The 26,902-nt window shown below is 45.7% G+C and carries 19 protein-coding genes; 14 read left to right on the top strand and 5 right to left on the bottom strand.

Annotated elements, in window-relative coordinates; all coding sequences use genetic code 11:
- Positions 1-186: 186 nt before the first annotated feature.
- Together MZ182_RS14540 and barA are read right to left on the bottom strand one after the other, a co-directional pair.
- Positions 187-786 carry a YjaG family protein gene (locus MZ182_RS14540; protein WP_011788594.1) on the bottom strand — a complete coding sequence of 200 codons (600 nt, stop codon included), beginning with the start codon at positions 784-786 and terminating at the stop codon, positions 187-189.
- Positions 761-3,562 (bottom strand): two-component sensor histidine kinase BarA, encoded by a 2,802-nt coding sequence (gene barA / locus MZ182_RS14535; RefSeq protein WP_011788595.1) that lies wholly within the window; start codon positions 3,560-3,562, stop codon positions 761-763. Before barA ends, MZ182_RS14540 begins: the two co-directional genes overlap by 26 nt.
- Positions 3,563-3,662: 100 nt before the next feature.
- Between barA and rlmD the strand changes: the two genes are divergently transcribed.
- Together rlmD and relA are read left to right on the top strand one after the other, a co-directional pair.
- Positions 3,663-5,015, top strand: a complete 1,353-nt coding sequence (rlmD, locus tag MZ182_RS14530) for a 23S rRNA (uracil(1939)-C(5))-methyltransferase RlmD (RefSeq protein WP_248065775.1) — start codon at positions 3,663-3,665, stop codon at positions 5,013-5,015.
- 152 nt (positions 5,016-5,167) lie between these two features.
- A complete protein-coding gene (gene relA, locus MZ182_RS14525; RefSeq protein WP_248065776.1) occupies positions 5,168-7,375 on the top strand; it encodes a GTP diphosphokinase in 2,208 nt (735 codons plus the stop codon).
- A gap of 1,565 nt (positions 7,376-8,940) precedes the next feature.
- Here the strand turns inward: relA and MZ182_RS14520 are convergent.
- The gene (locus MZ182_RS14520) at positions 8,941-10,647 is read right to left on the bottom strand and encodes an amidase (RefSeq protein WP_248065831.1); all 1,707 of its coding nucleotides are present in this window, start codon (positions 10,645-10,647) and stop codon (positions 8,941-8,943) included.
- Between the two features lie 73 nt (positions 10,648-10,720).
- A complete protein-coding gene (gene aguA / locus MZ182_RS14515) occupies positions 10,721-11,833 on the bottom strand; it encodes an agmatine deiminase (RefSeq protein ID WP_248065777.1) in 1,113 nt (370 codons plus the stop codon).
- Between the two features lie 536 nt (positions 11,834-12,369).
- Here aguA and mazG point away from each other — a divergent pair.
- The 11 genes from mazG (at position 12,370) to rpoS (ending at position 22,764) form a co-directional block, all read left to right on the top strand.
- Complete coding sequence (gene mazG, locus MZ182_RS14510; RefSeq protein ID WP_248065778.1) at positions 12,370-13,293, top strand: nucleoside triphosphate pyrophosphohydrolase; 924 nt, start codon at positions 12,370-12,372, stop codon at positions 13,291-13,293.
- 116 nt (positions 13,294-13,409) lie between these two features.
- On the top strand, positions 13,410-15,047 hold the full coding sequence (locus MZ182_RS14505) for a CTP synthase (RefSeq protein ID WP_248065779.1): 1,638 nt from the start codon (positions 13,410-13,412) through the stop codon (positions 15,045-15,047).
- 205 nt (positions 15,048-15,252) lie between these two features.
- Positions 15,253-16,548: a phosphopyruvate hydratase gene (gene eno / locus MZ182_RS14500; protein ID WP_011788605.1), complete on the top strand. Its 1,296-nt coding sequence runs from the start codon at positions 15,253-15,255 to the stop codon at positions 16,546-16,548.
- 99 nt (positions 16,549-16,647) lie between these two features.
- A complete protein-coding gene (gene ftsB, locus MZ182_RS14495) occupies positions 16,648-16,947 on the top strand; it encodes a cell division protein FtsB (RefSeq protein ID WP_011788606.1) in 300 nt (99 codons plus the stop codon).
- Between the two features lie 62 nt (positions 16,948-17,009).
- Positions 17,010-17,717 carry a 2-C-methyl-D-erythritol 4-phosphate cytidylyltransferase gene (ispD, locus tag MZ182_RS14490; RefSeq protein WP_086022290.1) on the top strand — a complete coding sequence of 236 codons (708 nt, stop codon included), beginning with the start codon at positions 17,010-17,012 and terminating at the stop codon, positions 17,715-17,717.
- Between the two features lie 40 nt (positions 17,718-17,757).
- Positions 17,758-18,243 (top strand): 2-C-methyl-D-erythritol 2,4-cyclodiphosphate synthase, encoded by a 486-nt coding sequence (gene ispF, locus MZ182_RS14485; protein WP_011788608.1) that lies wholly within the window; start codon positions 17,758-17,760, stop codon positions 18,241-18,243.
- A 21-nt stretch (positions 18,244-18,264) separates the two neighbouring features.
- Positions 18,265-19,347: a tRNA pseudouridine(13) synthase TruD gene (truD, locus tag MZ182_RS14480; RefSeq protein WP_248065780.1), complete on the top strand. Its 1,083-nt coding sequence runs from the start codon at positions 18,265-18,267 to the stop codon at positions 19,345-19,347.
- Positions 19,344-20,093, top strand: a complete 750-nt coding sequence (gene surE / locus MZ182_RS14475; RefSeq protein WP_248065781.1) for a 5'/3'-nucleotidase SurE — start codon at positions 19,344-19,346, stop codon at positions 20,091-20,093. Before truD ends, surE begins: the two co-directional genes overlap by 4 nt.
- Positions 20,090-20,725 carry a protein-L-isoaspartate(D-aspartate) O-methyltransferase gene (locus MZ182_RS14470; RefSeq protein ID WP_011788611.1) on the top strand — a complete coding sequence of 212 codons (636 nt, stop codon included), beginning with the start codon at positions 20,090-20,092 and terminating at the stop codon, positions 20,723-20,725. The genes surE and MZ182_RS14470 overlap by 4 nt, the downstream gene beginning before the upstream one ends.
- A gap of 92 nt (positions 20,726-20,817) precedes the next feature.
- The gene (locus tag MZ182_RS14465) at positions 20,818-21,702 is read left to right on the top strand and encodes a peptidoglycan DD-metalloendopeptidase family protein (RefSeq protein ID WP_248065782.1); all 885 of its coding nucleotides are present in this window, start codon (positions 20,818-20,820) and stop codon (positions 21,700-21,702) included.
- An 81-nt stretch (positions 21,703-21,783) separates the two neighbouring features.
- Positions 21,784-22,764, top strand: a complete 981-nt coding sequence (gene rpoS, locus MZ182_RS14460) for an RNA polymerase sigma factor RpoS (RefSeq protein ID WP_248065783.1) — start codon at positions 21,784-21,786, stop codon at positions 22,762-22,764.
- 97 nt (positions 22,765-22,861) lie between these two features.
- Here the strand turns inward: rpoS and mutS are convergent, their stop codons facing one another.
- Entirely contained in the window at positions 22,862-25,432 is a 2,571-nt protein-coding gene (gene mutS / locus MZ182_RS14455) for a DNA mismatch repair protein MutS (protein ID WP_248065784.1), read from the bottom strand.
- A 383-nt stretch (positions 25,433-25,815) separates the two neighbouring features.
- Between mutS and recA the strand changes: the two genes are divergently transcribed.
- A complete protein-coding gene (gene recA / locus MZ182_RS14450) occupies positions 25,816-26,889 on the top strand; it encodes a recombinase RecA (protein ID WP_011788615.1) in 1,074 nt (357 codons plus the stop codon).
- Positions 26,890-26,902 lie beyond the last annotated feature (13 nt).

Below are 26,902 nucleotides of genomic sequence, written 5' to 3'. Positions count from 1 at the left end.
GTCTATGGTTTGTTTATGCCTATATAACCTTCGCGAGTCGAGCCTCGATAAGCAATCTTGCTTATCGAGGATTGCTGTTGGATTGTGGTAGTAAGCCAATGATGACTTCTTTATGCCGTGTTATTTTAACGTGGTTTAACACTTTGGAATAACACGGATTAACCTGAACAAATGGGGTCACGGGCGTTAGGCGATGCTAATACCAATATTGGATACACCTGCTTCGATGATGTCTTTGCGTAGACCTTTTACCAATTCCGCAGTGATTTTTGGATTTTCTTCAATAATTTCGAGCAGAGAATTTTGTAACTCTTTCTCTTCTTCCATCACTTCATGGGCGAAGACGAAATCATCTAGGGCATCATCGACAAGATCAACATCACTGATGGCTTCAATATAGTTCGCCACAGTACTGGATGATAACTTACTGATATTAATTATATCTTCTTCATTTTTATCTTGAATTGCACTCAATAATGTTGAAAGTGCCACAACTGCATCCATGGCCGGATAGACGCCATAGGCTTCAAAGTCGACAGGATCAGGTGTGTTATCTTCTAATCGTTGTAGATGGACATCAATATTAAATTTGAGTTTATTGTCGTATTGAGATTGCCATAATAATTCTAATACTGTGTTTAATACTGCGGGATCACCAAATTCGCAGACTTCTGAAAACAGTTGATAGTTGGGCAACATACGCTGACAAAGAGCAATGGCAAAGAGTTGTTTTTGAGGTAGTTCTAACGCTTTAAGGCGCTTAAAGAAGCCCGTTTTTTTGGTCATCTGTTATTTCCGCTGATAGCTGTGATAGCACTTGTTTTACCGCTGATTCTACCTTAGTTAACTCATCAAGTAACTCTAGTATTTCAGGTTCGAGATCTTCCACAGGGGTTTGACGTTTTAACGCGGATTCAATCTCTTGGCATAACCTTTGAGTGGTGGGGACGCCGCAATAGCAGCTTGCGCCATGCAGCTTATGGATTGTACTGAGCATAGTGGCCTGATCATTTTGGCCTAGCGCCGTTTGAATTTTCTCTACCGTTTCAGGTAGTGAGTCCAGCAGCATTTTTAACATCTCAAGGGCGAGGTTCGATTTATGATTTGCTTGAGTTAAGCAAAGATCCCAGTTCAGCGTATGCAGGTCAAAATGGGTGAATTTAGGTCTTGTGATCCAGCGATGAATAACGTCTTTTAGTGCAGCTTCATCGATAGGTTTAGGTAAATAGCCATCCATGCCACTGCCTAAAATCAGCTCACGTTCTTCGGCAATGGCATGGGCTGTCACGGCAATGATCGGCGTGTTGCGGTTCATCGAGCCTTGGCGTATTTGCTTTGTTGCACTAATGCCATCGGTCCCCGGCATTTGGATATCCATAAAAATCAAATCGAAAGTACGAGTTTTAGCCTGTTTGACCGCTTCATCCCCATTATTAACAGCAATAACAGTGGTGACTAATTCATTGAGTAAGGTATCAATCAGTTTTAAATTGGCAAAGTTATCATCTACTGCCAATACCGTTAAGGATTGCCGCGCTGCAGGTGCCGAGATTGTGATGGGAGCCTGTATGTCATATTCGAGTGGAGGATAGAGCATATTACGGGCAAGTTGATGCTCACTGACAGGCAGTGATAGCACGACATCGGCATTAGGTCGTATAAACTTGCTCAAGGCATCTTGCTCTTGGCAATCGTAGAGTACGACTAAACAGTCCGTTTTCGTTTTCGCAAGATTTAAAGTGCCAACCAATTGCGTTGCATCGGTAAAACCATGACAACTTAACAGAATATAATCGTATGCTTCTTCGGTGTTTGCGAGTGTAGTCAATAGGTTAGGGATATGCTGATGATGTGTCACTTTAGTATCCCATAGGCGCAATTGGCGGCTTAAAACAGCATGGGTGAGTACTCTTGGCTCATAAAAAAGAATGGTTTTATCTTTGAGTTTTTCTAATGGTAGCGAATCACCAATTTGGAATTGACCTAACCCCAGTGGCAGAGTGAACCAGAAATTAGAGCCTTTATCGACAGAGGAGGTAAAACCTATTTGTCCCCCCATTTGGTTAACTAAACGCTTAGTGATCACTAAGCCAAGTCCTGTACCACCGAAACGTCGCGAGATCGATGAATCGGCTTGCCCAAAGGCTTGGAATAAAAAGTCCTGTTGGCTTTCATCGATCCCGATACCAGTATCGATGACATCACAACGCAGGATCACTTGTTCCTCCGATTGACTTTGTAATTCAAGCTTTACGAGCACGCTACCTGAGTCGGTAAATTTGATGGCATTACCGACTAAGTTATTGATGATTTGGCATACGCGCATGGCATCACCATTCACATGGTCAGGTACATTAGGGGCGATATCGACCACAAGCTCCAAGCCCTTCGCTTGAGCACTGCCTGAAATCAAGGTCATAGTGTCGCCAAGGGTTTCTCTAAGACCGAAGGGCATATTTTCTAGCACCATTTTTCCCGCTTCGAGTTTCGAAAAATCGAGAATATCATTGATGATAGCAAGTAGATTAGTGGCGCTGCGCTCAATGGTATTGATGTAGTCAACTTGACTTGAATGCAAAGGTGTTTTTACCAATTGGCGAGCAAAACCAATCACACCATTCAGTGGCGTACGTAACTCGTGGGACATATTGGCCAAGAATTCAGATTTAATCCGGCTAGCTTCTAAGGCGCGTTTTTTCGCCAAATCTAGCTCGACGTTCTGGATTTCGATCTGTTCTAAGGTTTCCCGTAAATCTGAGGTAGCTTGGTCGATATTTTGCTGCATCTCATCATGGTATTCCGACAGTGAGCACGCCATGGCATTAATACCGCGTTTAAGTAAATCCAATTCACCAATCAAATTGCCATCTAGACGCGCATCTAATTTTCCTTCACGAATTTTTGCGACAACACGTACCATCTCGGTAATAGGTTGAGTGACATTTTTTACTAACCTAAAAGTAAATAATAGGTTTAATTGAACGCCCAGTAATACCATGATAAAAGCGGCAACGGCGGCTCTATGCTGTTCGAGTAGCGCGCGTTCCTTATTGATAATAACTGAGATATAACCCAGTAATTCACCGTTATCGGTTTGGATGTCTACATTAGCGAGAGTCGCTGAAGGTGTACTCGCAAAAATGGGTGTTCGTAAAATAAGGCTGTCGCCAACATGTTCTATTTCGGTTTTATGTAAATTGGTGAGCGCTTCTTTATAGCGCATCATTTCAAAATCTTTGTGGTAATGGGATGTGACAAACAGTTGATTTTGGATATCGAAAATGGCGATCGATTTGACTAAGGTTGATTTATTGAGTTGTGCCGCGGCGAGTAACCTTTTAGTGGCTTCACGATCATTTCCTATTAATCCCACTTCACTGGCAATTGCTAATGGTTCGATAATATTACTGCCTTGTTCAATCAGCGTATCTTCGAGCTCATAAAAGCGGTTTATGGTAAAGTAGCTGCCCAGAAGAAGACCGACCAAAATTGTTGGCGCGAGCGCCAGCACAAGAACCCAAGAACGTAGGCTGTATTTGGTCATGTTGTTGACAGGGGTCATAGCAGCAGCGGTGTTTCCTGAAACAGATACGATAATAGTGTTATAAGACTGCCAGAAAAAGGCCCGTCTTTGCCAGTTTTTTATTGATTTAGAGGCCGAAATGGCACAATTTTTTAAAGCAAAACCAAATAGTTCCAAACAGTTGTCAGCTAAGTTGTCGCTGAATGTGGATCAGCTCGATCACTTAGGCGCTGGCATTGCTCAGTATCAAGGTAAAGTCGTGTTCATTCCCGGCGCTTTGCCCGATGAAACCGTGACAGTACAGCTCACCGAACAAAAGAAAAATTATGCCCGAGCCAAGTTGATTAAAGTCGATACCCAGAGCTCTGAGCGCGTCGAGCCTGAGTGTCCACACTATCATACTTGTGGCGGCTGCGACTTACAGCATATGTCATTATCGGGTCAACGTGAGCATAAAGAAGCCGCGTTGCTGGATATTATGGCAAAATTTGCAGGTACTGAAGGCGGTGCTTTATCACCCGCATTAACCGGTGAAGGCTGGTTTTATCGCCGCCGCGCCCGTCTTGCAACCTTATTTGATAAAAATACCAAGCACTTAAGTTTAGGCTTTCGCGCGGCGAGCAGCAGTAATGTGGTGCCTATTAGCCAATGCCAAGTATTAGCTAAGCCGTTATCAGACTTGATCGTGCCATTTGCTAAGTTGCTAAATCAATTGTCGGCTAAAGCCAGCTTAGGCCACCTTGAGTTGATTGCCGCTGATAATGGTCACTTCGCCGTGCTGCGGATCACTAAGGCGTTAAACGATAAGGATCTCGCTAAGCTGTCAGCCTTTGCCGAGCAACATCAGATCCATATTTGTCTGCAGGATAACGAAGGCCAATTCCAAGGCGTCGGCGCCGAGTTAGTGTTACCAGTTTATCAACTGTTAGATGAAAATGCGCAGTCGGATGCGGTGAGTTTAAGTTTCACCCCCGGTAACTTTGTGCAAGTCAACGGACAGATTAACAAGGCCATGGTCGCTCAAGCGATGGATTGGTTAGCGCCAGCGCCAGATGAGCGCATTTTGGATTTGTTCTGCGGTATGGGTAATTTCAGTTTGCCCTTAGCGAAAATGGGCGCTGATGTGATTGGCGTCGAAGGGGTTGCCGAGATGGTGATTCAGGCGCGAGTGAACGCGAAAGCTAACAATCTGGATAAATTGACTTTTTACCACGGCGACTTGAGTGCGGATTTATCCCTTGAGCCTTGGATGGGCAAGATTGATAAATTACTGCTCGATCCTGCCCGCGCTGGGGCGTTTGAAAGCTTGCAATGGCTAAAGAAAATGAAGCCGCGTAAAGTTCTGTATGTGTCTTGTAATCCTGCCAGCTTAGCCCGTGACAGTGCTGTACTATTAGAGCGCGGTTACCGATTACAGCGATTGGGACTTATCGACATGTTCCCACAAACACACCATATTGAAGCCATGGCACTGTTTGAATTAACCAAGTAATTTGCGCTGACAAAGTAAGCAAAGCGTTTGAATAACGTAAAAAATGTGAATATTTGGTCAGTTAGGTTTGACAAGTTCGCGCCAATGCTGAAGATAGGAGAGCCGAAGTGGTGCCCACTTTCTCTCTGAGCACGGATAAGGAAACAAATTAGATGGTCTCTGTTCGCGAAGCACACTTTAACGATCCCGATTTTAATCTAGACGATTGGGTGGCTCGTTATGTCAGTCAGGCAGATGAGGCGCAGATGCTGCTCTCCTTGATAGGGCTGGTTGATGCCTTACCTGCCAAGAGTCCTGCGGCGAAGAGAGAACTGCTCGAACGTGCCCGAGAGATGATCGAAATCCTTGCACCGCTAAACATGGACATTGAAACCCTGCAGGCGGCGATTCTTTTTGTGGTGTTCGATGCTGGGTTATTGACTGAAGAAGCTATCAAAGAAAAATTTGGTGAGCCGCTGGCGCGTTTAGTCGCGAGTGTCGTGACCATGAACGCCATCGGCGCCTTGAAAATCAATCCTAATAGTCGTTCAACCGAGCCGCAAATCGACAATATTCGCCGCATGTTGCTGGCGATGGTCGAAGATGTGCGCGCGGTCGTGATTAAACTGGCAGAGCGTGTGTGTTTGCTACGGGCAGTGAAAAATGCCGATGAAGAAACTCGCGTGCTGCTGGCCCGTGAAATTGCCGATATTTACGCGCCGCTGGCTAACCGTTTAGGGATTGGTCAGTTAAAGTGGGAATTAGAAGATATTTCCTTCCGCTATCTGCATCCAGATACCTATAAAGAAATCGCTAAGCAGTTAGATGGCAAACGACTGGATCGTGAAGTTTTTATCGAAAAATTTGTTAGCCAATTACAACAACGACTCGATGAAGATCATATCCGCGCAAAGGTCTACGGCAGGCCGAAACACATCTACAGTATTTGGCGCAAGATGAAGGGTAAGCACCTCAAATTTGATGAGTTATTTGATGTGCGCGCGGTGCGTATCGTGACTGAGCGTTTGCAGGATTGTTATGGTGCATTAGGTGTGGTGCATACGCTTTGGCACCATATTCCGCGGGAATTTGACGATTATGTCGCTAACCCTAAACCTAACGGGTATCAATCGATCCATACCGTAGTGGTGGGGCCAGAGGGCAAAACCGTTGAAATTCAAATTCGTACCCAAGACATGCATGAAGATGCAGAGCTGGGTGTGGCCGCGCACTGGAAATACAAAGAAGGCAATCATTCCGGTAAGCAAAGCGGTTACGAAGAAAAAATTAACTGGCTGCGTAAAATTCTGCAATGGCAGGAAGACGTGGTCGAAAGTGGCAACTTGGTTGAAGAAGTGCGCAGCCAAGTGTTTGAAGACAGAGTCTATGTGTTCACCCCAAGCGGTGAAGTCGTCGACCTGCCACTGGGGTCAACCGTGCTCGACTTTGCCTATTACATTCACTCCCAAGTAGGGCATAAATGTATTGGTGCTAAGGTCGATGGCCGTATTGTGCCGTTCACCTATCAAGTTGAAACGGGTGAGCGAATCGAAATCATCACTTCGAAACAGCCTAATCCCAAGCGTGACTGGCTTAACCCTAACTTAGGTTATATCCGTACGGCGCGGGCGCGCTCGAAAATCCAGCATTGGTTCAAGCAGCAGGACAGAGACAAGAATATTGTCGCCGGCAAAGAAATGCTCGAGTCAGAACTGGCGCGGGTGAGCCTTAAAATTAAAGACGCCGCCATCGCGGTCGAGCGCTTTAATATGGCGAGCATGGATGACTTACTGGCGGCCATTGGCGGCGGTGATGTGCGTCTGCATCAAGTGGTTAACCATATTCAGAGCCGTTTAAGACTCGATGAAGTGTCAGAAGAAGATGCCGTCGAAGAATTAGTTAAGAAAGGCCAACATAAGCCGACCTCCAGTGGCCGTGGTCAGGTTGAAGTCAACGGTGTAGGTAACTTGCTTAACCATATTGCCCGTTGTTGTCAGCCAGTTCCCGGTGATGAGATCTTAGGTTTTATCACTAAGGGCCGTGGCATTTCTGTACATCGCGCCGATTGTGAACAAGTTAAAGAGTTGATGCGGGTTCACCCTGAGCGCGGTGTCGATGTGGTCTGGGGCGAAAATTACTCCGGCGGTTATCGGATGCGTCTGCGGGTATTGGCCCACGATCGCAGTGGCTTATTGCGAGACTTAACCTCAGTGCTGGCGGCTGAAAAATCCAATGTACTGGCCATGAGTTCGTCATCGGATACTAAAAACCAGACCGCCGCGATTGAGTTGGAACTGGAGCTTTATAATCTCGATGGGCTATCGCGGGTTTTATCTAAGTTATCTCAGGTCGATAGCGTGATCGAGGCAAGACGGCTTTAAGTTCCGTAATGCCTTTCGAAGCGAATAGCCTTGAAATCACTAGCAATATAGAAGATATAGAGAAGCTATCTAGAAGCAGAGATAAAGGATTGGGGCAGCAGGGAGGCTCTTCATCGTTCTGAACCATGGTTTGCCATGGCATTTGCTCCCCGACGCGCAGCAAGTCCGTCCTTGGATGCTCGACCGCCCCGTCCATGGGGCGGACGGCCGTCTCGCAAATCACCATGGCTCACCTTTCAAGTATCAGCGTAACCTGTGGATTTAAAAGCCTTACGCAGCACGCTTTTGGACAGAAGCACTTTAAGAATTTCAGGATAGCACTGCTGAGGATCAAACTTTGTCATTTAATTCTTTAAGTGCTGGCTTATGATGAGCCATGGCATTCGCTCACCGACACGCAGCGAGTCCATCCGTGGATGCTCGACCGCCCCGTCCATGGGGCGGATGGTCGTCTCGCTAATCACCATGGCTCACCAGTTTAACATCGGTGTAGCCTGTTTGTTTTAAAGTAGATATGCGACTTGTTTTTGGACAATTCCGAGTTAGACTTTTAGCTCGAATTAGTGAATTTCGAATTAAAATTTCTATGGGCTAACGCTAGCCGTAACCGGAACATAGGTAGTGAGCGCAGCGAACGAAAAATGCATCCGAGTTGACGGCATTGTTAGCTGATTCTTTGCTTCGATAATATCACATGCTATTCGACCCTTGAATACGTTTTCCCTTCAAGAACACGCTCCACTTGAGCAATATTTTTTGCGCCTATATGCGCAAATTTCGCGCTTATTTTTTGCTGATGAATCGCTATCTAACGACTCAAAACTCCAAGAAATAGACCTCCCCTCGGAGTTGCCGCAGGGCGAATAGACAAATTGCGTGAGTCTCGCCATGGATGGCGAGCTAGCTTTCGCAGGTGCAAGGACGCATCCTTCGGAAGCAATAGCAAATTTGTCAATGAGCACAAGGGGCTTTCAACTCCGTTGGGGGCGTCTTGGAGCATCCAAGGAGGATAGGACGAGCAGTCCTCCTTGGTCGGGTGTGGGGTGAAGCCCCACGACTTTGATTTTGATTAAAGCATTCAAACTACGAAACACACTTTGGGGCAATAGCTTTTTAGCTGAACGAACAGCTAGAGGGATAGTCAAGATTGGCATTGTTGCACCAGTGACCGTTGGCGACATGGATGTCGCCGTCGAGCCTATATGGATACTTCTTTTGAAAGAAATAGACGGCGTGTCACTGGGGAAACAGTGACAATTAATCCAGAACACCTGACCACAAAGTCATCTTGCTTAGGGGCAAAAACGTTTTAGCAAAGGCAGCCGTATTGATGAAATCACTGCCATTGAGTGTGATTCTTAATTATTTTGTATAAGACTATATGACTCTCCCACAGCAGCGAATGGCAAAATATCGTATCTGGCTGTTAGAATAAAAAAACGGGATTGGCATATTAAGACCCATCCCGTTTTTCTGACTCTACACTTTGCCGTTACAAGGGGCTAAATCTCTAAGAAGATAAATTCCCTAAGACTAAGCTAAGTCTATATTTGTCAGTTTAACGCTTATTGACTCAGTTTTGGCGTGCGTGGCGGGATCATACGCCTGTCACCTGTTGACTCAAATGCACCTGCAAATTTAAGCAGGTTGTTGTCATCATAGGCGCGGCCTGCAAAGGTCAAACCTACTGGCATGCCAATATCGGCCATCACGCCCATAGGCACAGTCACAGTCGGTACGCCTAAGTGACGAATCGCAAGGTTTCCGTTTGCCACCCAAACTCCGTTGCTCCAAGCGATATCGGCTGAAGCCGGATTCACATCGGCATCGGCAGGGCCGACATCTGCCACGGTTGGGAACAGCACGGCATCAAGCTTAAGATTGTCCATCCAGTCTTCGAGATCGAGCTTACGCGTCTTCTCTAAGCCACGCAGACCATCGGGAATGCTGTCGATCTGGTCATAGGATTTAAGACCACGCTTAGCCATGTTGACGTACTCTTCCATGCCTGCCGCTAAGTCACCTTCACGGTTAGGCAGGGTGCCTAAGTCGTGTGGGAAAATCAGATAGCCGTTAACATTTTCAAGCTTGTTGAGTTTAGGGTCATTGTTAGCACGCAGGAATTCATCGAACGCCCAACCTGAGAGTTCCCATAATTCATCATGGAGGAATTGAGGCGTGACGATACCGCGGTTAAACACTGTCGGCGCACCTGGGCGGTCACCTTCACAATTGGAAACCAGCGGAAAATCGACTTCAATCACTTCGGCGCCAGCGGCTTCTATGGCTCTACGCGCCGCTTCCCACAGTTCGATGACCGAAGCACGGGTATGAATACGTTGACCCGTTGGGCCGCCAATGCCCGGATTTTCGCTGGTGCCCGCCAATTCATCTTTATTGATGTACATGCGCGGCACACCAAAACGCTTACCTTTGAGCGTATCGGCGCTAGCGGCCAGCGCCAGATAAGATTCTGGGCGAACTGTCGATGCTTTAGGGATTTGGACCCAAGGTTGTAGACGCCAGAGATCGCCACGGGTGATAGGATCGTCGGCCACAATCACATCCAGCACTTCAAGCATATCGGCCATAGTGCGGGTATAAGGCACGACGACATCCATAGTCGGCGTTAACGGCCAGTTACCACGCACGGAAATCACGCCGCGAGACGGTGTATAGGCACATAAACCATTATTGGACGCAGGGCCACGGCCACTTGACCACGTTTCTTCTGCAAGACCGAAAGCCGAATAACTTGCTGCCGTGCCCGTGCCCGCTCCATTGGAAGAGCCCGAAGCAAACGGTGCAGTAAGATACTCAGCATTGTATGGGCTTTCAGCGCGGCCATAGTGACCACGCTGCATACCGCCATTGGCCATGGGGGGCATATTGGTTTTGCCTAAGCAAATGGCACCCGCGGCGCGTAGGCGCTCAACGGCAAAGGCATCGTACTGGGCCACTAAATCTTTAAAGGCTGGGCTGCCAGACGCCGCCGTCAGTCCCTTCACCAAATAGCTATCCTTGGCGGTGTAAGGAATACCCTCAAGTGGGCTTAAGGTTTCACCACGGGCGCGGCGAGCATCGGAAGCTTCTGCTTCTTTAAGCGCATCGGGATTGGGCACCACTAACGCATTGAGCTTAGTCTTTGTCGCAGGGCCGTCATAGGCCTCAACCCGCGCGAGAAACGATTTCACCAACTCAACAGCAGTCGTACGGCCAGATTCGAGCGCTGCACGCAACTCGGCAATAGAAACTTCAGTGACTTCAAACATCTTACGCCCTCCCGCTGAAAGCCAATTGTGGTGTAATAACAGTGACATTAATCGTCATGCTGTTCTCCTTGGGTTACTTTCCAGACGGGATTTGCTGAGTAATACAATGGATATTGCCGCCACCTAATAAAATCTCACGGGCTGGCACACCCACAATCTCATGCTCTGGGAAGATTTCCTGCAGTTTTTGGGCGGCGATATCATCGGTTGCAGGATCAAGCAGCGGGAACACAATGCGATGATTGGTGATTAAAAAGTTCACATAAGAACCTGCTAAACGCTCACCCGCCGTGCGTGGCACGCCAGTGCCTTCGGTCACGCCTTTTGATTCTTCTTCGGTGCAATACAGCGGCCCCGGTTGTGGCAACAGATGGATTTTTAACTTACGGCCTTTGGCATCCACGGTATTTTGCAGCACTTCGAGCGCGGCTTTTGAACGTGGATATTGTGGATCGGTCTCATCATCAGTCCAGTGCAGAATGACTTCACCAGGACGGGCAAAACAGCACATATTATCGATATGGCCATCGGTCTCATCCATATACACGCCATCTTGCAACCAGATAAACTGCTTAACATTCAAATAGTCACGCAGTAAGTCTTCAATCTGTTCCTTTGTCAGTTCAGGGTTACGGTTGGCATTGAGCAAACATTCTGCACTCGTCATACAGGTGCCTTCACCATCGACATGGATGGAGCCTCCTTCGAGGATCAGCGGCGCGCTGTAACGGGCAAAACCATGCTGTGCAAGCATTTGCTGCGCGACTTGCTCGTCCTTATCCCATGGGAAATACAGACCACCGTTGTGACCACCCCAAGCATTAAAACCCCAGTCAACACCACGGCATTCGCCATGAGCATTTACAACTACTGTTGGCCCAGTGTCACGAGCCCAGCAATCGTTACTGTCCATTTCAACCAAGGTAACGTGGGATGGCATTACCGCTTTAGCTTCGGCTAAAAAGGCTTTAGGGACACCCATATACACTGGAGTTGCCGCGCCAATGGCATCGGCCACCTTAGCAAAAGTCGCCTGAGCATACGCACCCGCAGCACGCCAGTTATCGGGACGATAGGGCCAAATCATCCACACAGCTTGCTGCGCAGCCCATTCGGCGGGCATATAAAAACCATCTTGTGATGGCTTAGTCGTTAACGGCGTGACATCCACATTCACGTTTGTCATGAGTTTTGTCTCCAGTAATGCTGAAATCTATAGAGGCGTACGCCCTAATATAGGACGATAGAATAGAGAAACGCCTAGTATAATCAAATAAATAGATCGAATAACCGCATTCATCACGCGGCGCTCCTCATGTGTATTCATCACATGTAATAGTTTGGCCGAAATTGTCAGGTCTTCACTCGGTGAGTTTTAGCTTCATTGAAATATTGCTGCGTATCTTATCATTTAAGATGGCTTGCGCTAAATACTTGTATGCAGGACATAGATGAGAATTTGCAGGGGAGGAAGCTTGTCAATTTATTGCTCACGAGATGAGTGAATTACGAAATGGAGCGAACGCTCTTTCGTTAAAATAAGTCTTAGTTGAAATACGGCACTAAAATCTGATCTCAGCATCAAAATAGCGCTTTTATTTTACCTAGCTTATCATCATCGCTTTATTATAGCCTTTCGCTAATAAGCACTGCTGAGGCGTATTCTTTTTGTTCTTCCTGAGTATTAGCCTGTTTTAACATTTATCTTTAAAGGACATCAGCATGACTTCCCACACGGCGCCATTAACCTCATTTTCTACTGAACCTTCTATCACTGAAATTTCTACAACGGAACCATCTACAACGGAACTGTCTATAACAGATGTAGAGCCGCTACTTAAGATAATGGAAAAACTGCGTGATCCGCACACGGGCTGTCCTTGGGATAAAGCGCAAACCTTTCAAACCATAGTGCCTTTTACCTTAGAGGAGGCCTATGAAGTTGCCGATACCATAGAACGTTTAGCCTGGGATGAGTTACCCGATGAACTCGGGGATTTGTTATTTCAAATCGTATTCTATTGTCAGCTCGGCAAAGAGCAGGGGTTATTTGATTTTTCGAGCGTGATTGAGAAAATCAGCGACAAGTTAACCCGTCGTCATCCCCATGTGTTTGGTGAGCAAAATGTACAAATTGGCGATAGCGCCAAAGCGATGAAAGCCAATTGGGAGGCGATTAAGGCGAGTGAACGTGAACAAAAGGCACAGCAAGTGGCGGGTGAAACCCAAGCCGATATTATTGTTTCAGCGCTAGACAATATTCCTCGCTCACAACCCGCGCTGTCACGTTCAATCAAAATTCAGCAAAGGGTGGCGCGAGTCGGGTTTGATTGGGCCGAGCTTGAGCCCGTGGTCGCTAAAATCCATGAAGAAATCGATGAAGTCTTGCATGAGGTGAAGCAACCAGAGCAAGACCAAGCTAAAGTGCAGTCCGAAATGGGCGATTTGCTGTTTGCCGTAGTGAATTTAGCTCGACATCTTAAGGTCGATCCTGAACAAGCGTTGCGCCAAGCCAATCTTAAATTTGAACGCCGTTTTCGCGGCGTTGAACAGTTGGCCAGTGACAGCGGTAAAAGCATGGAAGAGCACACATTAATGGAGCTCGATGTCTATTGGGACCGAGTAAAAGCGATGGAGACGAGATAAACGGCAAATTATCCCGATTGGTGTTTGTCGAATCGCGCCGCCTTTGGTATACTACTGCCCCGTCCTAGTGCTTTCTTACAAGCACGTATTTTCAAACTCATTTTCTCAGGTTCAGCATGACTACAAGGTATATCTTCGTTACTGGTGGCGTTGTTTCATCACTAGGTAAAGGCATTGCAGCAGCATCATTAGCTGCAATTTTAGAGGCCCGCGGTCTCAATGTAACCATCATGAAACTGGACCCTTACATTAACGTTGATCCGGGTACCATGAGCCCAACCCAACATGGCGAAGTATTTGTTACTGAAGACGGTGCAGAAACAGATCTCGACTTGGGTCACTACGAGCGTTTTATCCGTACTAAGATGAATCGTCGTAACAACTTCACTACTGGTCGTATTTACGAAGAAGTACTACGTAAAGAACGTCGTGGCGATTATTTGGGCGCAACCATTCAGGTTATTCCACATATCACTAATGCGATTAAAGAAAAAGTATTAGCAGGTGGCGAAGGCCATGATGTGGCTATCGTCGAAATCGGCGGTACTGTGGGTGATATCGAGTCCTTGCCGTTCCTTGAGTCTATCCGTCAGCTCGGCGTTGAGCTTGGTCGCGATCGTACTCTGTTCATGCATTTAACCTTAGTGCCTTTCTTAGGTGCGGCTGGCGAAGTGAAAACTAAGCCAACTCAACACTCAGTAAAAGAGTTGCGTTCTATTGGTATTGCACCCGATGTGTTGATTTGCCGTGGCGATCGCGCAATTCCAGCAAACGAGCGCGCGAAGATTTCGCTATTCTGTAATGTTGAAGAGCGTGCGGTTATTTCATTAAAAGATGTTGATAGTATTTATAAAATCCCAGCACTGTTGCGTTCACAAGGTTTGGATGACTTAGTGGTTAAGCGTTTCGGTTTAGAATGCCGTGAAGCTGACTTATCTGAGTGGGAAAATGTGATTTACCAAGAAGCTAATCCAAACGGCGAAGTCGTGATTGGTATGGTGGGTAAATACATTGAGCTGCCAGATGCCTATAAGTCAGTCAACGAAGCATTAAAACACGCAGGCCTTAAAAACCGCGTATCTGTGACCATCAAGTATATTGATTCACAAACCGTAGAAGCTAAAGGCGATGAAGTCCTACAGGGCTTAGACGGTATCTTAGTACCAGGTGGCTTCGGCGAGCGTGGTGTTGAAGGTAAGATACTGGCGGCAAAATTTGCCCGTGAAAACAAACTACCTTATTTCGGTATTTGTTTAGGTATGCAAGTTGCTCTGATTGAGTTTGCCCGTAATGTTGCTGGTATGATTGATGCTCATTCAACTGAATTCAATAAAGAAACGCCATTCCCAGTAGTAGGTTTAATCACTGAATGGGTTGATGAGGAAGGTAATGTTGAGCAACGCCATGAGGCGTCTGACTTAGGTGGCACTATGCGTTTAGGCGCACAATTGTGCCATTTACTTGAAGGCTCTAAAGCGGCACAAGCCTACAAAGGCAATAGCTGTATCGAACGCCATCGTCACCGTTACGAAGTGAACAACAAGTACAGAGAACGCTTAGAGCAAGCTGGCATGGTGTTCAGTGGTTTATCTTCCGATCGCAAGCTGGTAGAAATGATCGAATTAAAAGATCACCCATGGTTTGTTGCGGGTCAATTCCACCCTGAGTTCACCTCAACGCCACGCGATGGTCACCCATTGTTCGAAGGCTTTATTGCCGCAGCGAGCGCACACCAAAAACGTGATCTGAAGTAACAATATTTAAGGCCAGAACCGCGACAGTGGGACTGGCCTTTTGTTACACTCAAGCCGCTTTGATATGAAAAGAACTCGTACCCATGTGTATAAATGACACACCGATAGATGGAACAATAAACGACGTTTTTGCCGATATTTTCATCTGTTTATTCCCATAGGTATTGGTTTTTTCTTTTATTTTTAAACTTAAATCGAGGGTAATATGGCTAAGATTATTAACGTGATTGGTCGCGAGATTATGGATTCTCGTGGTAACCCAACTGTTGAAGCCGAAGTGCATTTAGAAGGTGGTTTTGTGGGTATGGCGGCAGCGCCATCTGGCGCATCAACCGGTAGCCGCGAAGCGTTAGAATTACGTGATGGCGATAAGAGCCGTTATTTAGGCAAGGGCGTGTTAACCGCCGTTGCCAACGTCAACGGTGTCATCCGCACTGCGTTACTAGGCAAAGATGCCACTGCACAAGCTGAGCTTGATCAAATCATGATCGACTTAGACGGCACTGAAAACAAAGACAAGTTAGGCGCAAACGCGATTCTGGCTGTGTCTTTAGCGGCAGCCAAAGCAGCCGCAGCATCTAAAGGTATTCCTTTATACGCGCATATCGCTGAATTAAACGGCACTCCTGGCCAATATTCTATGCCTGTGCCTATGATGAACATCTTAAACGGTGGCGAGCACGCGGATAACAACGTTGATATCCAAGAATTCATGGTGCAACCTGTTGGCGCAAAAACCTTCCGTGAAGCACTGCGCATGGGCGCTGAAATTTTCCATACGTTAAAAAAAGTATTACACGACAAAGGCCTAAGCACTTCTGTGGGTGACGAAGGTGGTTTTGCACCTAACTTAGCGTCAAACGCTGATGCGTTAGCTGTGATTAAAGAAGCGGTTGAACTGGCGGGCTACAAGTTAGGTACCGATGTGACTCTGGCACTAGACTGCGCCGCCTCTGAATTCTATAAAGATGGTAAATACGATTTAGCGGGCGAAGGTAAAGTCTTTGACTCGAACGGTTTCTCTGATTTCTTAAAATCATTGGCAGATCAATATCCAATCGTGTCTATCGAAGACGGCTTAGACGAATCAGATTGGGATGGTTGGGCTTACCAAACTCAAATTATGGGCGACAAGATCCAATTAGTGGGCGACGATTTATTCGTAACCAACACTAAAATCTTAACCCGCGGAATCGAAAACGGCATTGCTAACTCAATCCTTATCAAGTTTAACCAAATTGGTTCATTGACAGAGACTTTAGCGGCCATTCGTATGGCGAAAGAAGCAGGTTATACCGCAGTGATTTCACACCGTAGTGGTGAAACTGAAGACGCGACCATCGCCGATTTAGCTGTGGGTACAGCGGCAGGTCAAATCAAAACGGGCTCACTGTGTCGTTCTGACCGTGTGGCTAAATACAACCAATTGCTGCGCATCGAAGAGCAATTAGGTGAAAAAGCCCCATACCGTGGTTTGAAAGAGATCAAAGGTCAGGCGTAATTTAACGTTTGATGCAAAAAGGCCACCACTTGGTGGCCTTTTTTGTTGTACTATCTGCGGTATATTTTATTAATCCAAGATACTGACGCTAATTCCTCCATGAAATTTTTTGTCATTGCACTCATAGTGCTACTCGGTTTATTGCAATATCGGCTATGGTCGGGAAGCAACAGTCTGCCCGAATACTTTGTCTTGCAAAAACATATTGCGGTTCAGCAAGAAGGTAACGATAAGCTCAATGAGCGTAACCAAGTGCTGAAAGAAGAAATTATCGACCTTAAAAGCGGTACTGAGGCCATTGAAGAACGCGCGCGTAACGAGCTCGGTATGGTAAAAGAAGGTGAAACTTTCTACCGTGTGGTGGGTGGTGAACGCTCAGTATCGAGTCCTTCTCAGTGACGGAGTGAATGCGTATGGATATCGCATTAGAAGAAAGACCCCATTTAGAACATCAGCCGCAAATGATGATAAAAGCAAATCCAGATCCCCAAAGCGTTGTCGCGATCGTGCCCGCAGCAGGAATTGGTAGCCGCATGGGGGCCGATAAACCCAAGCAATATCTTGAGGTATTAGGTCAAAGTATTCTTGCCCATACGTTAGATACACTATTGTCGCATCAACAAATCACCCAAGTGATTATTGCACTACATCCTAATGACTCATTTTTTTACGCATTACCACAAGCGCAACATCCAAAACTTATCACAGTGCTTGGTGGCGGTGAGCGTGCTGATTCAGTGTTGGCGGCGTTGATGAAAGCGCCTGAAGATAGTTGGGCCTTGGTACATGACGCAGCAAGGCCCTGTTTAACCTTGGTTGATATCGATAAATTACTTGTGTCACGTGCCGATTTCCCCCATGGGGCGATATTGGCAATGCCAGTGCGTGATACGATGAAGCGTGCTAATCAAAAAGGGGAAATAAGTGCAACTGTTTGCCGCGATAATTTATGGCATGCGTTGACGCCGCAATTATTTCCAACATCTGAGTTGAAAATGCATCTTCAAGCGGCAATCCTAGCTGGTGTAACGGTTACGGATGAAGCCTCTGCCATGGAATGGGCAGGGATATCGCCGGGGCTGGTTTCTGGCCGTGCCGACAATATCAAAGTCACACATCCCGATGATCTGGAGCTGGCTGAACTCTTTTTAATGCGCGTTGCAAAATAGTTTATCTAGCATGTTACTAAAGTAAGTTAGGAAATAATAAATGAAAATCCGTATCGGTCATGGTTTCGATGTTCACAAATTTGGCGAAGTTCGGCCCTTAATATTGTGTGGTGTTGAAGTACCCTATGAGACTGGGCTCGTCGCACATTCCGATGGTGATGTGGTGTTGCATGCAGTGTCTGATGCCATTCTGGGAGCGATGGCTCTCGGAGATATAGGCAAACATTTTCCCGATACGGATACCGCCTATAAAGGCGCTGATAGCCGCGTATTATTGCGTCATTGCTATGATTTGGCAAAGCAAAGGGGTTTTGAACTAGGTAATGTTGATGTCACTATTATTGCCCAAGCGCCCAAAATTGCACCCCATATTGAAGCTATGCGCCAAGTGCTTGCCACCGATTTAATGGCCGAATTGGATGATATTAACGTCAAAGCCACCACTACTGAAAAGTTAGGGTTTACAGGACGTAAAGAAGGCATTGCGGTAGAAGCAGTTGTGTTGATGAGCCGTAAACAAGATTAATTAACGAGATAGATAAGTCCCATGAGCGAACTGCATTACTTATATGGCAAACCACTCGGCACTGCCGATTTACGTACTCAAAATAGCGATTTTATCGTGAAAGAGATTTTGCCCTTTAGCCCAACAGGAGAAGGGGAACATCATCTCTTACATATCCGTAAAGACGGGCTGAATACGGTTCAAGTGGCAGAAATGATTGCCAAGTTTGCAAAGGTGCATCCAAAGGAAGTGACCTATGCGGGCCAGAAAGATAAAAATGCCATTACTGAACAATGGTTTGGTGTACGCATTCCGGGTAAAGAAACTCCCGCTTGGGCAGAACTTAACAGTGAACGATTAACGCTTCTCTCTAGTAGTCGCCATAGCAAAAAATTACGCATCGGTGCACTACTGGGTAATCGCTTTATTTTGACTTTGCGTAATGTCACTCACGCTGAAGATATCATTAGCCGGATTGAGAAAGTGAGTCAAATCGGTGTCCCCAATTATTTTGGTGAGCAGCGTTTTGGCCATGATGGTAAAAATCTCGTCATGGGACGCCAAATGTTGGCGGGTAAAAAAGTGAAAGACAGAAACAAACGCAGCATGTATTTATCTGCTGTGCGCTCAAACTTGTTTAATACCGTCGTGTCATACCGCTTAGCCAACCATGGTACTAAACCTTTAGCGGGTGATTGTGTGATGTTGGCGGGTAGCAAAAGTTTCTTCGTGACACCCGAATGGGATCTGGTGGTGTTGAAACGTCTGATTGAAAAAGATATTCAACTATCAGCACCTTTGTGGGGTCGTGGCATGATGTTGCCTCAAGGCGAAGCCGCGGCGATGGAAACCTTAGCGATGAGTGAGCTTAGCGATGACTGCTATGGTTTGGAACATGCAGGATTGGAGCAGGAACGTCGTCCATTACTGCTTGAGCCTCAAGGGCTTAAATACGAAATAACAGAAGATAGTTTAGTGTTAGAGTTTATTTTACCCGCGGGTAGCTTTGCGACATCTCTACTTAGGGAACTGGTTGATTATCAGGATGTAAAAGAGCAGCAGTGGCAAGCAACAGTTACGTCAGAGGCTAACGCTGTTAACGGTAGTGATGACGCTGCATCATGATCCGCATTCTTGTTAGTAATGATGATGGTGTCAATGCATCTGGCATCAAAGCCTTAACAGAAGCACTCGTTGAAATAGCCAACGTGATGACAGTCGCGCCAGATCGTAATTGTTCGGGAGCCAGTAATTCACTAACCTTGACTAATCCATTAAGAATTAATAGGTTAGATAATGGTTATATTTCTGTACATGGTACGCCGACAGATTGTGTTCACTTAGCTATCCGCGAACTCTGTGATGGTGAACCCGATATGGTCGTTTCTGGCATTAATGCCGGTGCAAATATGGGTGATGATACCTTGTATTCTGGGACTGTCGCTGCGGCAATGGAAGGGCGATTTTTAGGCTTTCCAGCAGTGGCTATTTCTCTCAATGGCCGAGAGTTTAAGCATTATCAATCTGCGGCTGTTTATGCACGGCGCATCGTGCAGGGACTTTTATTACACCCATTAGCGAGCGATCAAATTTTAAATATCAATGTACCAGATTTACCGCTTGATGAGATTAAAGGCATTAGAGTGACTCGGCTTGGCGCAAGGCATAAAGCTGAAGGCATAGTGCGGACAAAAGATCCTGCGGGGCGAGAGATTTTTTGGCTCGGCCCACCAGGTCTTGAACAAGATGCTACCGAAGGGACAGATTTTCATGCAGTTGCCAATGGGTATGTGTCAATTACCCCTTTGACAGTTGATCTCACAGCCTACAGACAATTATCGGTATTGCAGAATTGGGTAGATAAAATATGACTCGAGTTGCCTTAACATCGGCGGTGAATCTCGCTAAAAAGCTTTCTGATGCGGGGATCCGTAATCAAGCCGTGTTAAAGGCGATATCGCAAACCCCGCGTGAAATGTTTCTCGATAATGCGTTAGCCCATAAAGCCTACGAAAATACCGCCTTGCCAATTGGTCAAGGTCAAACGATTTCTCAGCCTTATATCGTTGCCAGAATGACCGAACTATTACTCAGTAATATGCCAAAAAAGGTGCTAGAAGTCGGAACGGGGTCGGGTTATCAAGCCGCCATATTAGCCCAGTTAGTGCCAGAGCTTTGTACGATAGAGCGTATTAAAGGCTTACAAATTCAAGCTCGGCAAAGATTAAAACGGCTCGATCTACATAATGTGTCATTCAAATATGGCGATGGCTGGCAAGGATGGTCTAACCGTAGCCCGTTTGATGCCATTATGGTGACCGCTGCCGCAGCGACAGTACCCGAGGCACTTTTATCCCAACTGGTCGATGGCGGGGTGTTAGTGTTACCAGTGGGAGAGAACACACAGCAATTGATGCGGATCACCCGTCATCGCGAGCGTTTTAGTTCAGAAAATATTGAAACGGTAAAATTTGTGCCATTAGTTAATGGTGAATTAGCATAAATTGGATTGCAACTTCATCACTTGTTAGTGATGTTTAGAGGAAGTGTGTTTCTCATCATAAACAGTAATGCAACTTAGTAGAGGAGTTTTTATTGTTGAATGCGGGTTTACTTTTAAACCTCAGCTTATTGTTTATGCTTGCAGGCTGTAGCTTTCAGGCGAGCCACCCTGCGCCTGTCGAAAGTCTTTCTCCCCACCTCTCAAAACACAGTAAAGGCCATCTTAAATCCGATTCTTATAAAGTAAAAAAAGGCGATACGCTTTATTCTATTTCATGGGCGGCAGGGAAGGATTTTGTTGAAATAGCTAAAATTAATCAATTAGATAAGTCCTACACCATTTACCCTGGGCAGATCTTGTATTTAACACAGCCTCGGATTGTTAATCAGTCCAACACTAAGACTTTAGGTGGATATTCTTCTGCTTTGAAAAGTCAAAAATCAAATAATTCTCAGGAAAAACAATCAAATAATAATAATTTGCAAATAAGTGCTTCACAGAAAAAAACACTTGATCAGAAAGCTAAGTCTGCGTATTCTGCAACAAGTGGCCAACAAAATATTAACCCTTCAATCGTTGCTCCTACTTCGACACTGCCTAACAGTGTGAGCCAGTGGCAATGGCCTGTAAGAGGTAAATTAGTTGGGACTTACTCTGCTAATGAGCAGGGGAATAAAGGCATTAAGATCGCAGGTCAAAGGGGAGATATCATCAAAGCCGCAGCAGACGGGAGGGTGGTATATGCAGGTAGTGCTCTTAGGGGGTATGGTAATTTAGTCATTATTAAACACAGTGAAGATTACCTTAGTGCTTATGCTCATACGGATCAGATCTTAGTTGAAGAAAAGCAACATGTCCTCGCTGGACAAACTGTTGCTAAAATGGGTAGTACAGGAACCGATCAAGTAATGTTACGATTTGAAATTCGTTATCATGGTCAATCTGTTAACCCACTTAATTATTTGCCTAAGCAATGATTGCTTAGGGCCTTGTTGGCAAATGGAGGATAGGAAATTGCAATAGTTCAAGCAGTTTAATTAGGTTTAGGAGATTTGATCATGAGCCGTATAAATAGCACTGTCGCAGAAGAATTAGTCGATTTTTCCGTTGAAACCGCAGAGTTTGATCTCGAAAAAGAGGATATTGCTACAGATTTAGTTCAAGAACTTGGACTAGAACAACAGGTTCAAGATGACCTGCAAAAAAATCTTGATGCCACGCAACTCTATTTAGGTGAAATAGGGTTTTCCCCCCTGCTTAGCGCAGAAGAAGAAGTTTACTTTTCTCGTAAAGCCTTAAAAGGCTGTGAAAAATCCCGTAATCGCATGATTGAAAGTAATCTTAGACTTGTTGTTAAGATTGCACGTCGTTATAACAACCGAGGATTAGCACTCTTAGATTTAATCGAAGAAGGGAACTTAGGACTTATCCGCGCGGTAGAAAAATTTGATCCCGAAAGAGGTTTTCGTTTCTCAACCTATGCAACTTGGTGGATTCGTCAAACGATTGAACGTGCAATTATGAATCAAACTCGCACCATTCGTTTACCGATTCATGTTGTTAAAGAGTTGAACGTATATTTAAGAACCGCTCGGGAATTAGCGCAAAAATTAGATCACGAACCGACAGCTGAAGAAATTGCTGAAAAATTGCAAGTCCCTAGTGCAGATGTCAGCCGTATGTTGAAGTTGAATGAAAAGATTACCTCAGTCGATACGCCTTTGGGGGGCGATAATGACAAAGCGCTGATCGATATATTGGCTGATGATGACAGTGTAGGCCCTGACTATAAGGTACAGGATGAAGATATCTCAAACTCGGTAGTGAAATGGCTCAATGAGTTAAATACTAAACAAAGAGAGGTATTAGCTCGTCGTTTTGGATTATTAGGCTATGAGCCATCGACATTGGAAGATGTCGGGGCCGAGATAGGGTTAACCCGTGAGCGTGTTCGTCAAATTCAAGTTGAAGCCTTAAAACGTCTGCGTGATTTACTCGGTTCACAAGGCCTATCTGTTGAAGCGTTGTTTAGAAATTAATGTTATTGGGCAAAGTAAGACGGTAATGATCAAGCAATTTAAGTCCCTATTAAAAACGCCCACAATAGTGGGCGTTTTGTTTTTTAAATTTAATTGATTAGCTCAAGCGCTTTAATTCGTAGAGTAAATCAAGTGCTTGTTTAGGCGTTAAATTATCGGGATTTATTGCTTGTAACTTAGTTAGAGCGGGATTCTCAGCCGGCTCAGGTAGGGCGAGTAGGGTTTGAATGGGTGTTTTTGTGCCCTCAAGCTGATGATCGCGACTTTCTAATTGCTGCAACTTGTGTTTGGCTGCCTTAATGACTTTCGCTGGTACGCCCGCGAGTGCTGCAACCTGTAAGCCGTAGCTTTTACTGGCGGCGCCTTCTTGTACCGCATGCATAAAGGCGATGGTATCCTCATGTTCTATCGCGTCTAAATGGACGTTATAGACACCAGCCATCAGATCCGGCAGTTGGGTTAGCTCAAAATAGTGGGTGGCAAATAACGTCATAGCACCGATTTGTTGGGCGAGATACTCTGCAGCAGACCAAGCTAGAGATAAGCCATCGTAGGTCGATGTACCGCGGCCAATTTCATCCATTAATACCAGACTTTGAGCCGTTGCATTATGGAGGATATTGGCAGTCTCAGTCATTTCGACCATAAAGGTTGAACGGCCTGAAGCTAAATCGTCCGATGCACCAATACGAGTAAATATGCGATCAATAGGCCCTATCACAGCCCGCTCTGCCGGTACAAAACAGCCAATATGAGCCATAAGCGTGATTAAGGCGACTTGGCGCATATAAGTCGACTTACCCCCCATATTGGGTCCTGTCACTATCAACATGCGTCTTTGATTGTGCAAGGTGACTGGATTGGCGATAAAGGGTGTTTGACTGACACGTTCAACGACGGGATGTCTGCCTGCATCAATCTGGACGCCGATATCCTGGCTTAGCTGAGGACAGATATATCCTAAAGTTTCAGCGCGTTCGGCAAAATTACTTAATACATCGAGTTCAGCAGCCGCTCTAGCAAAAGCTTGTAACTCATGTAGTTTGGGCAGAATAAGATCGAAAAGCTGTTCCCATAGCTGTTTTTCAAGGGCCAGCGCTTTACCTTGGCTTGAGAGCACTTTTTCTTCGTACTCTTTAAGTTCGGGCGTGATATAACGCTCCATATTTTTAAGCGTTTGGCGTCGTTGATAATTGAGCGGTACTTGTGAAGATTGCAAGCGGCTGACTTCAATATAATAACCATGTACGCGGTTATAGCCGACTTTAAGTGTATTGATGCCAGTACGTTCTTTTTCCCTTGCTTCAAGTTGAACCAAATAGTCGCTGGCCCCCTCACTCAGACCGCGCCATTCATCAAGTTCATTATTGTAGCCTTCGCGGATCACGCCACCATCACGAATAAGCATAGGGGGATTATCAACAATGGCGCGCTCAAGCAGTTGTTGCTCTTCTGGAAACTCGCCTAAGAGTTGGCCTAGTTTCACTGTATGGGGGGCGCTTAACTGTGCTAATGATTGCTGCAATTGAGGCAATAGGTTTAATGCTTGGCGTAGTCGGGCAAAATCCCGTGGTCGAGCAGTACGCAGCGCAAGCCTTGCCATAATACGCTCAATGTCACCCAGTGCCTTAAGCTGTTCATGGAGTGGTTCATGTGTGCCTGTCTTAAGTAATTCATTCACAGCCGTTTGGCGGGCGATAATTTGATTAGGATCCCGTAATGGTTGATGGATCCAGCGCTGCAGCATACGGCTTCCCATTGCTGTCGCAGTATTATCTAATACGGCTGCTAAGGTATTATTACGGCCACCCGCTAGATTTTGGGTGAGTTCCAAGTTACGGCGGGTTGCGGCATCAAGTACTATACTATCCGCTTGATTAAAGCGAATTATGGCATTGATATGGGGTAGGGCAGTACGTTGTGTATCTTTAACATACTGCATTAAGCAACCAGCGGCTTGCAGTGATAGACGCGCATCGCTAATGCCAAAACCATGAAGATCTTTAGTGCCAAATTGTGCAAGTAAAAGTTTGATGCTGGTGTCGTAATCAAATTCCCACTCGGGACGACGACGTTTGCCTTTGAAGTGGCTTAGCAAGCCAAGTTCACCAAAATCTTCACTGTAAAGAATTTCGACTGGATTTGTACGTTGTAATTCGGCTTCTAAGGATTCCCTTGTATCAAGCTCTGCAATCACAAATCGGCCAGAGGAAACATCGAGGGTCGCATAGCCAAATCCAACTTTACCTTGATAAACTGCGGCTAAAAGATTGTCTTGGCGTTCTTGTAACAGGGCTTCATCGGTTAAGGTACCGGGTGTTACTATGCGTACGACTTTACGCTCAACCGGACCTTTAGCGGTCGCGGGATCGCCAATCTGCTCGCAAATTGCAACAGATTGACCAATTTGAACCAATTTAGCCAAATAACCTTCAACCGCATGATAGGGAATGCCAGCCATTGGGATTGGATCGCCGCCACTCTTTCCGCGGGCAGTCAGGGAGATGCCTAATAACTCAGAAGCACGTTTAGCGTCATCATAGAAGAGTTCATAGAAGTCACCCATGCGATAAAACAGTAGCATATCGTGATGTTCTGCTTTCATCGTCAAATATTGACGCATCATGGGGGTATGTTTTTCTAAATCATCGGTATCAATTACATTCATTAAATCGTTATCGTCCGTTGTGGCTGCCCTAAAAGCGATATCAATCTGTGTGGATATAGCGTAAAACCTTGGAAGTTTGTGGCTATTCCTACTCAAAATAAGTTGCGCTAATCTTAGCAATATTTTACTGACAATTAAGCCACCAAATGTAGATATTCCCTTATTATGATAATTTATTTGCCCAATATTAATGTAAAAGTGCGTAAGTATAAGGAAATTACCCCATTGAAAAATAATTCGTGCGCAGGTCTTGATACTGTATGATTGTACAGTATACTAGTCAGCATATTAAGACAGAAAGCCTCGCTTTTTGAATTGCCCGCTTTACTAAATTGAATATCACTTTTTGACAGCCTAGATGCTGCCTAGATGAGGGAACAGGAATGAAGGTCGATCCAAACAAAGAGAAAGCACTCGCAGCGGTATTGAGCCAGATTGAAAAGCAATTTGGTAAAGGTTCTATCATGAAGCTGGGCGAAGATCGCTCTATGGATGTCGAAACCATTTCTACTGGTTCGTTATCTCTAGATGTCGCTTTAGGTGCTGGTGGCTTGCCAATGGGGCGTATTGTTGAGATCTATGGTCCTGAATCATCTGGTAAAACGACACTGACTTTAGAAGTGATTGCCGCTGCGCAGCGTGAAGGTAAAACCTGTGCTTTTATCGATGCAGAACATGCGTTAGACCCAATCTATGCTAAAAAATTGGGCGTAGATATTGATAACCTGCTGTGTTCACAACCGGATACTGGCGAGCAAGCGCTTGAGATTTGTGATGCTTTAACTCGCTCAGGCGCTGTTGACGTTATCGTAGTCGACTCCGTGGCTGCATTAACGCCTAAAGCTGAAATCGAAGGCGAAATTGGTGATTCTCACATGGGCCTAGCGGCGCGTATGATGAGCCAAGCCATGCGTAAATTGGCGGGTAACTTGAAACAATCCAACACGTTACTTATCTTTATCAACCAAATTCGGATGAAGATTGGTGTCATGTTTGGTAACCCAGAAACGACAACGGGTGGTAACGCACTGAAGTTCTATGCTTCTGTTCGTTTGGATATTCGCCGCACAGGTGCCATTAAAGACGGCGATGAAGTTGTCGGTAACGAAACTCGCGTTAAAGTGGTGAAAAACAAAGTTGCGGCTCCATTTAAGCAAGCTGAGTTCCAAATCCTTTACGGCCAAGGTATTAACCGAACAGGTGAGTTAGTCGACTTAGGTGTAGCCCATAAGCTGATCGAGAAAGCCGGTGCTTGGTACAGCTATAAAGGTGATAAAATTGGCCAAGGTCGTGCAAATGCGGGTAAATATCTGACTGAAAACCCAGCAATTGCCGCCGAAATAGACAAGACGTTACGTGAGTTACTGTTAAGTAATCCAAGTGCCCTAGCATCATCTGCATCCGATGATGAAAGCACAGAAGGTAATATTGACTTAGAGACAGGCGAAATATTCTGAGTCAGTCCGCATA

Origin of the sequence: Shewanella sp. JNE2 (assembly GCF_023159115.1) — a bacterium.
Lineage (GTDB): Bacteria > Pseudomonadota > Gammaproteobacteria > Enterobacterales > Shewanellaceae > Shewanella > Shewanella putrefaciens.
Note: the sequence above shows the minus strand (reverse complement) of the source record. Positions and strands in the feature narration are given on the sequence as shown.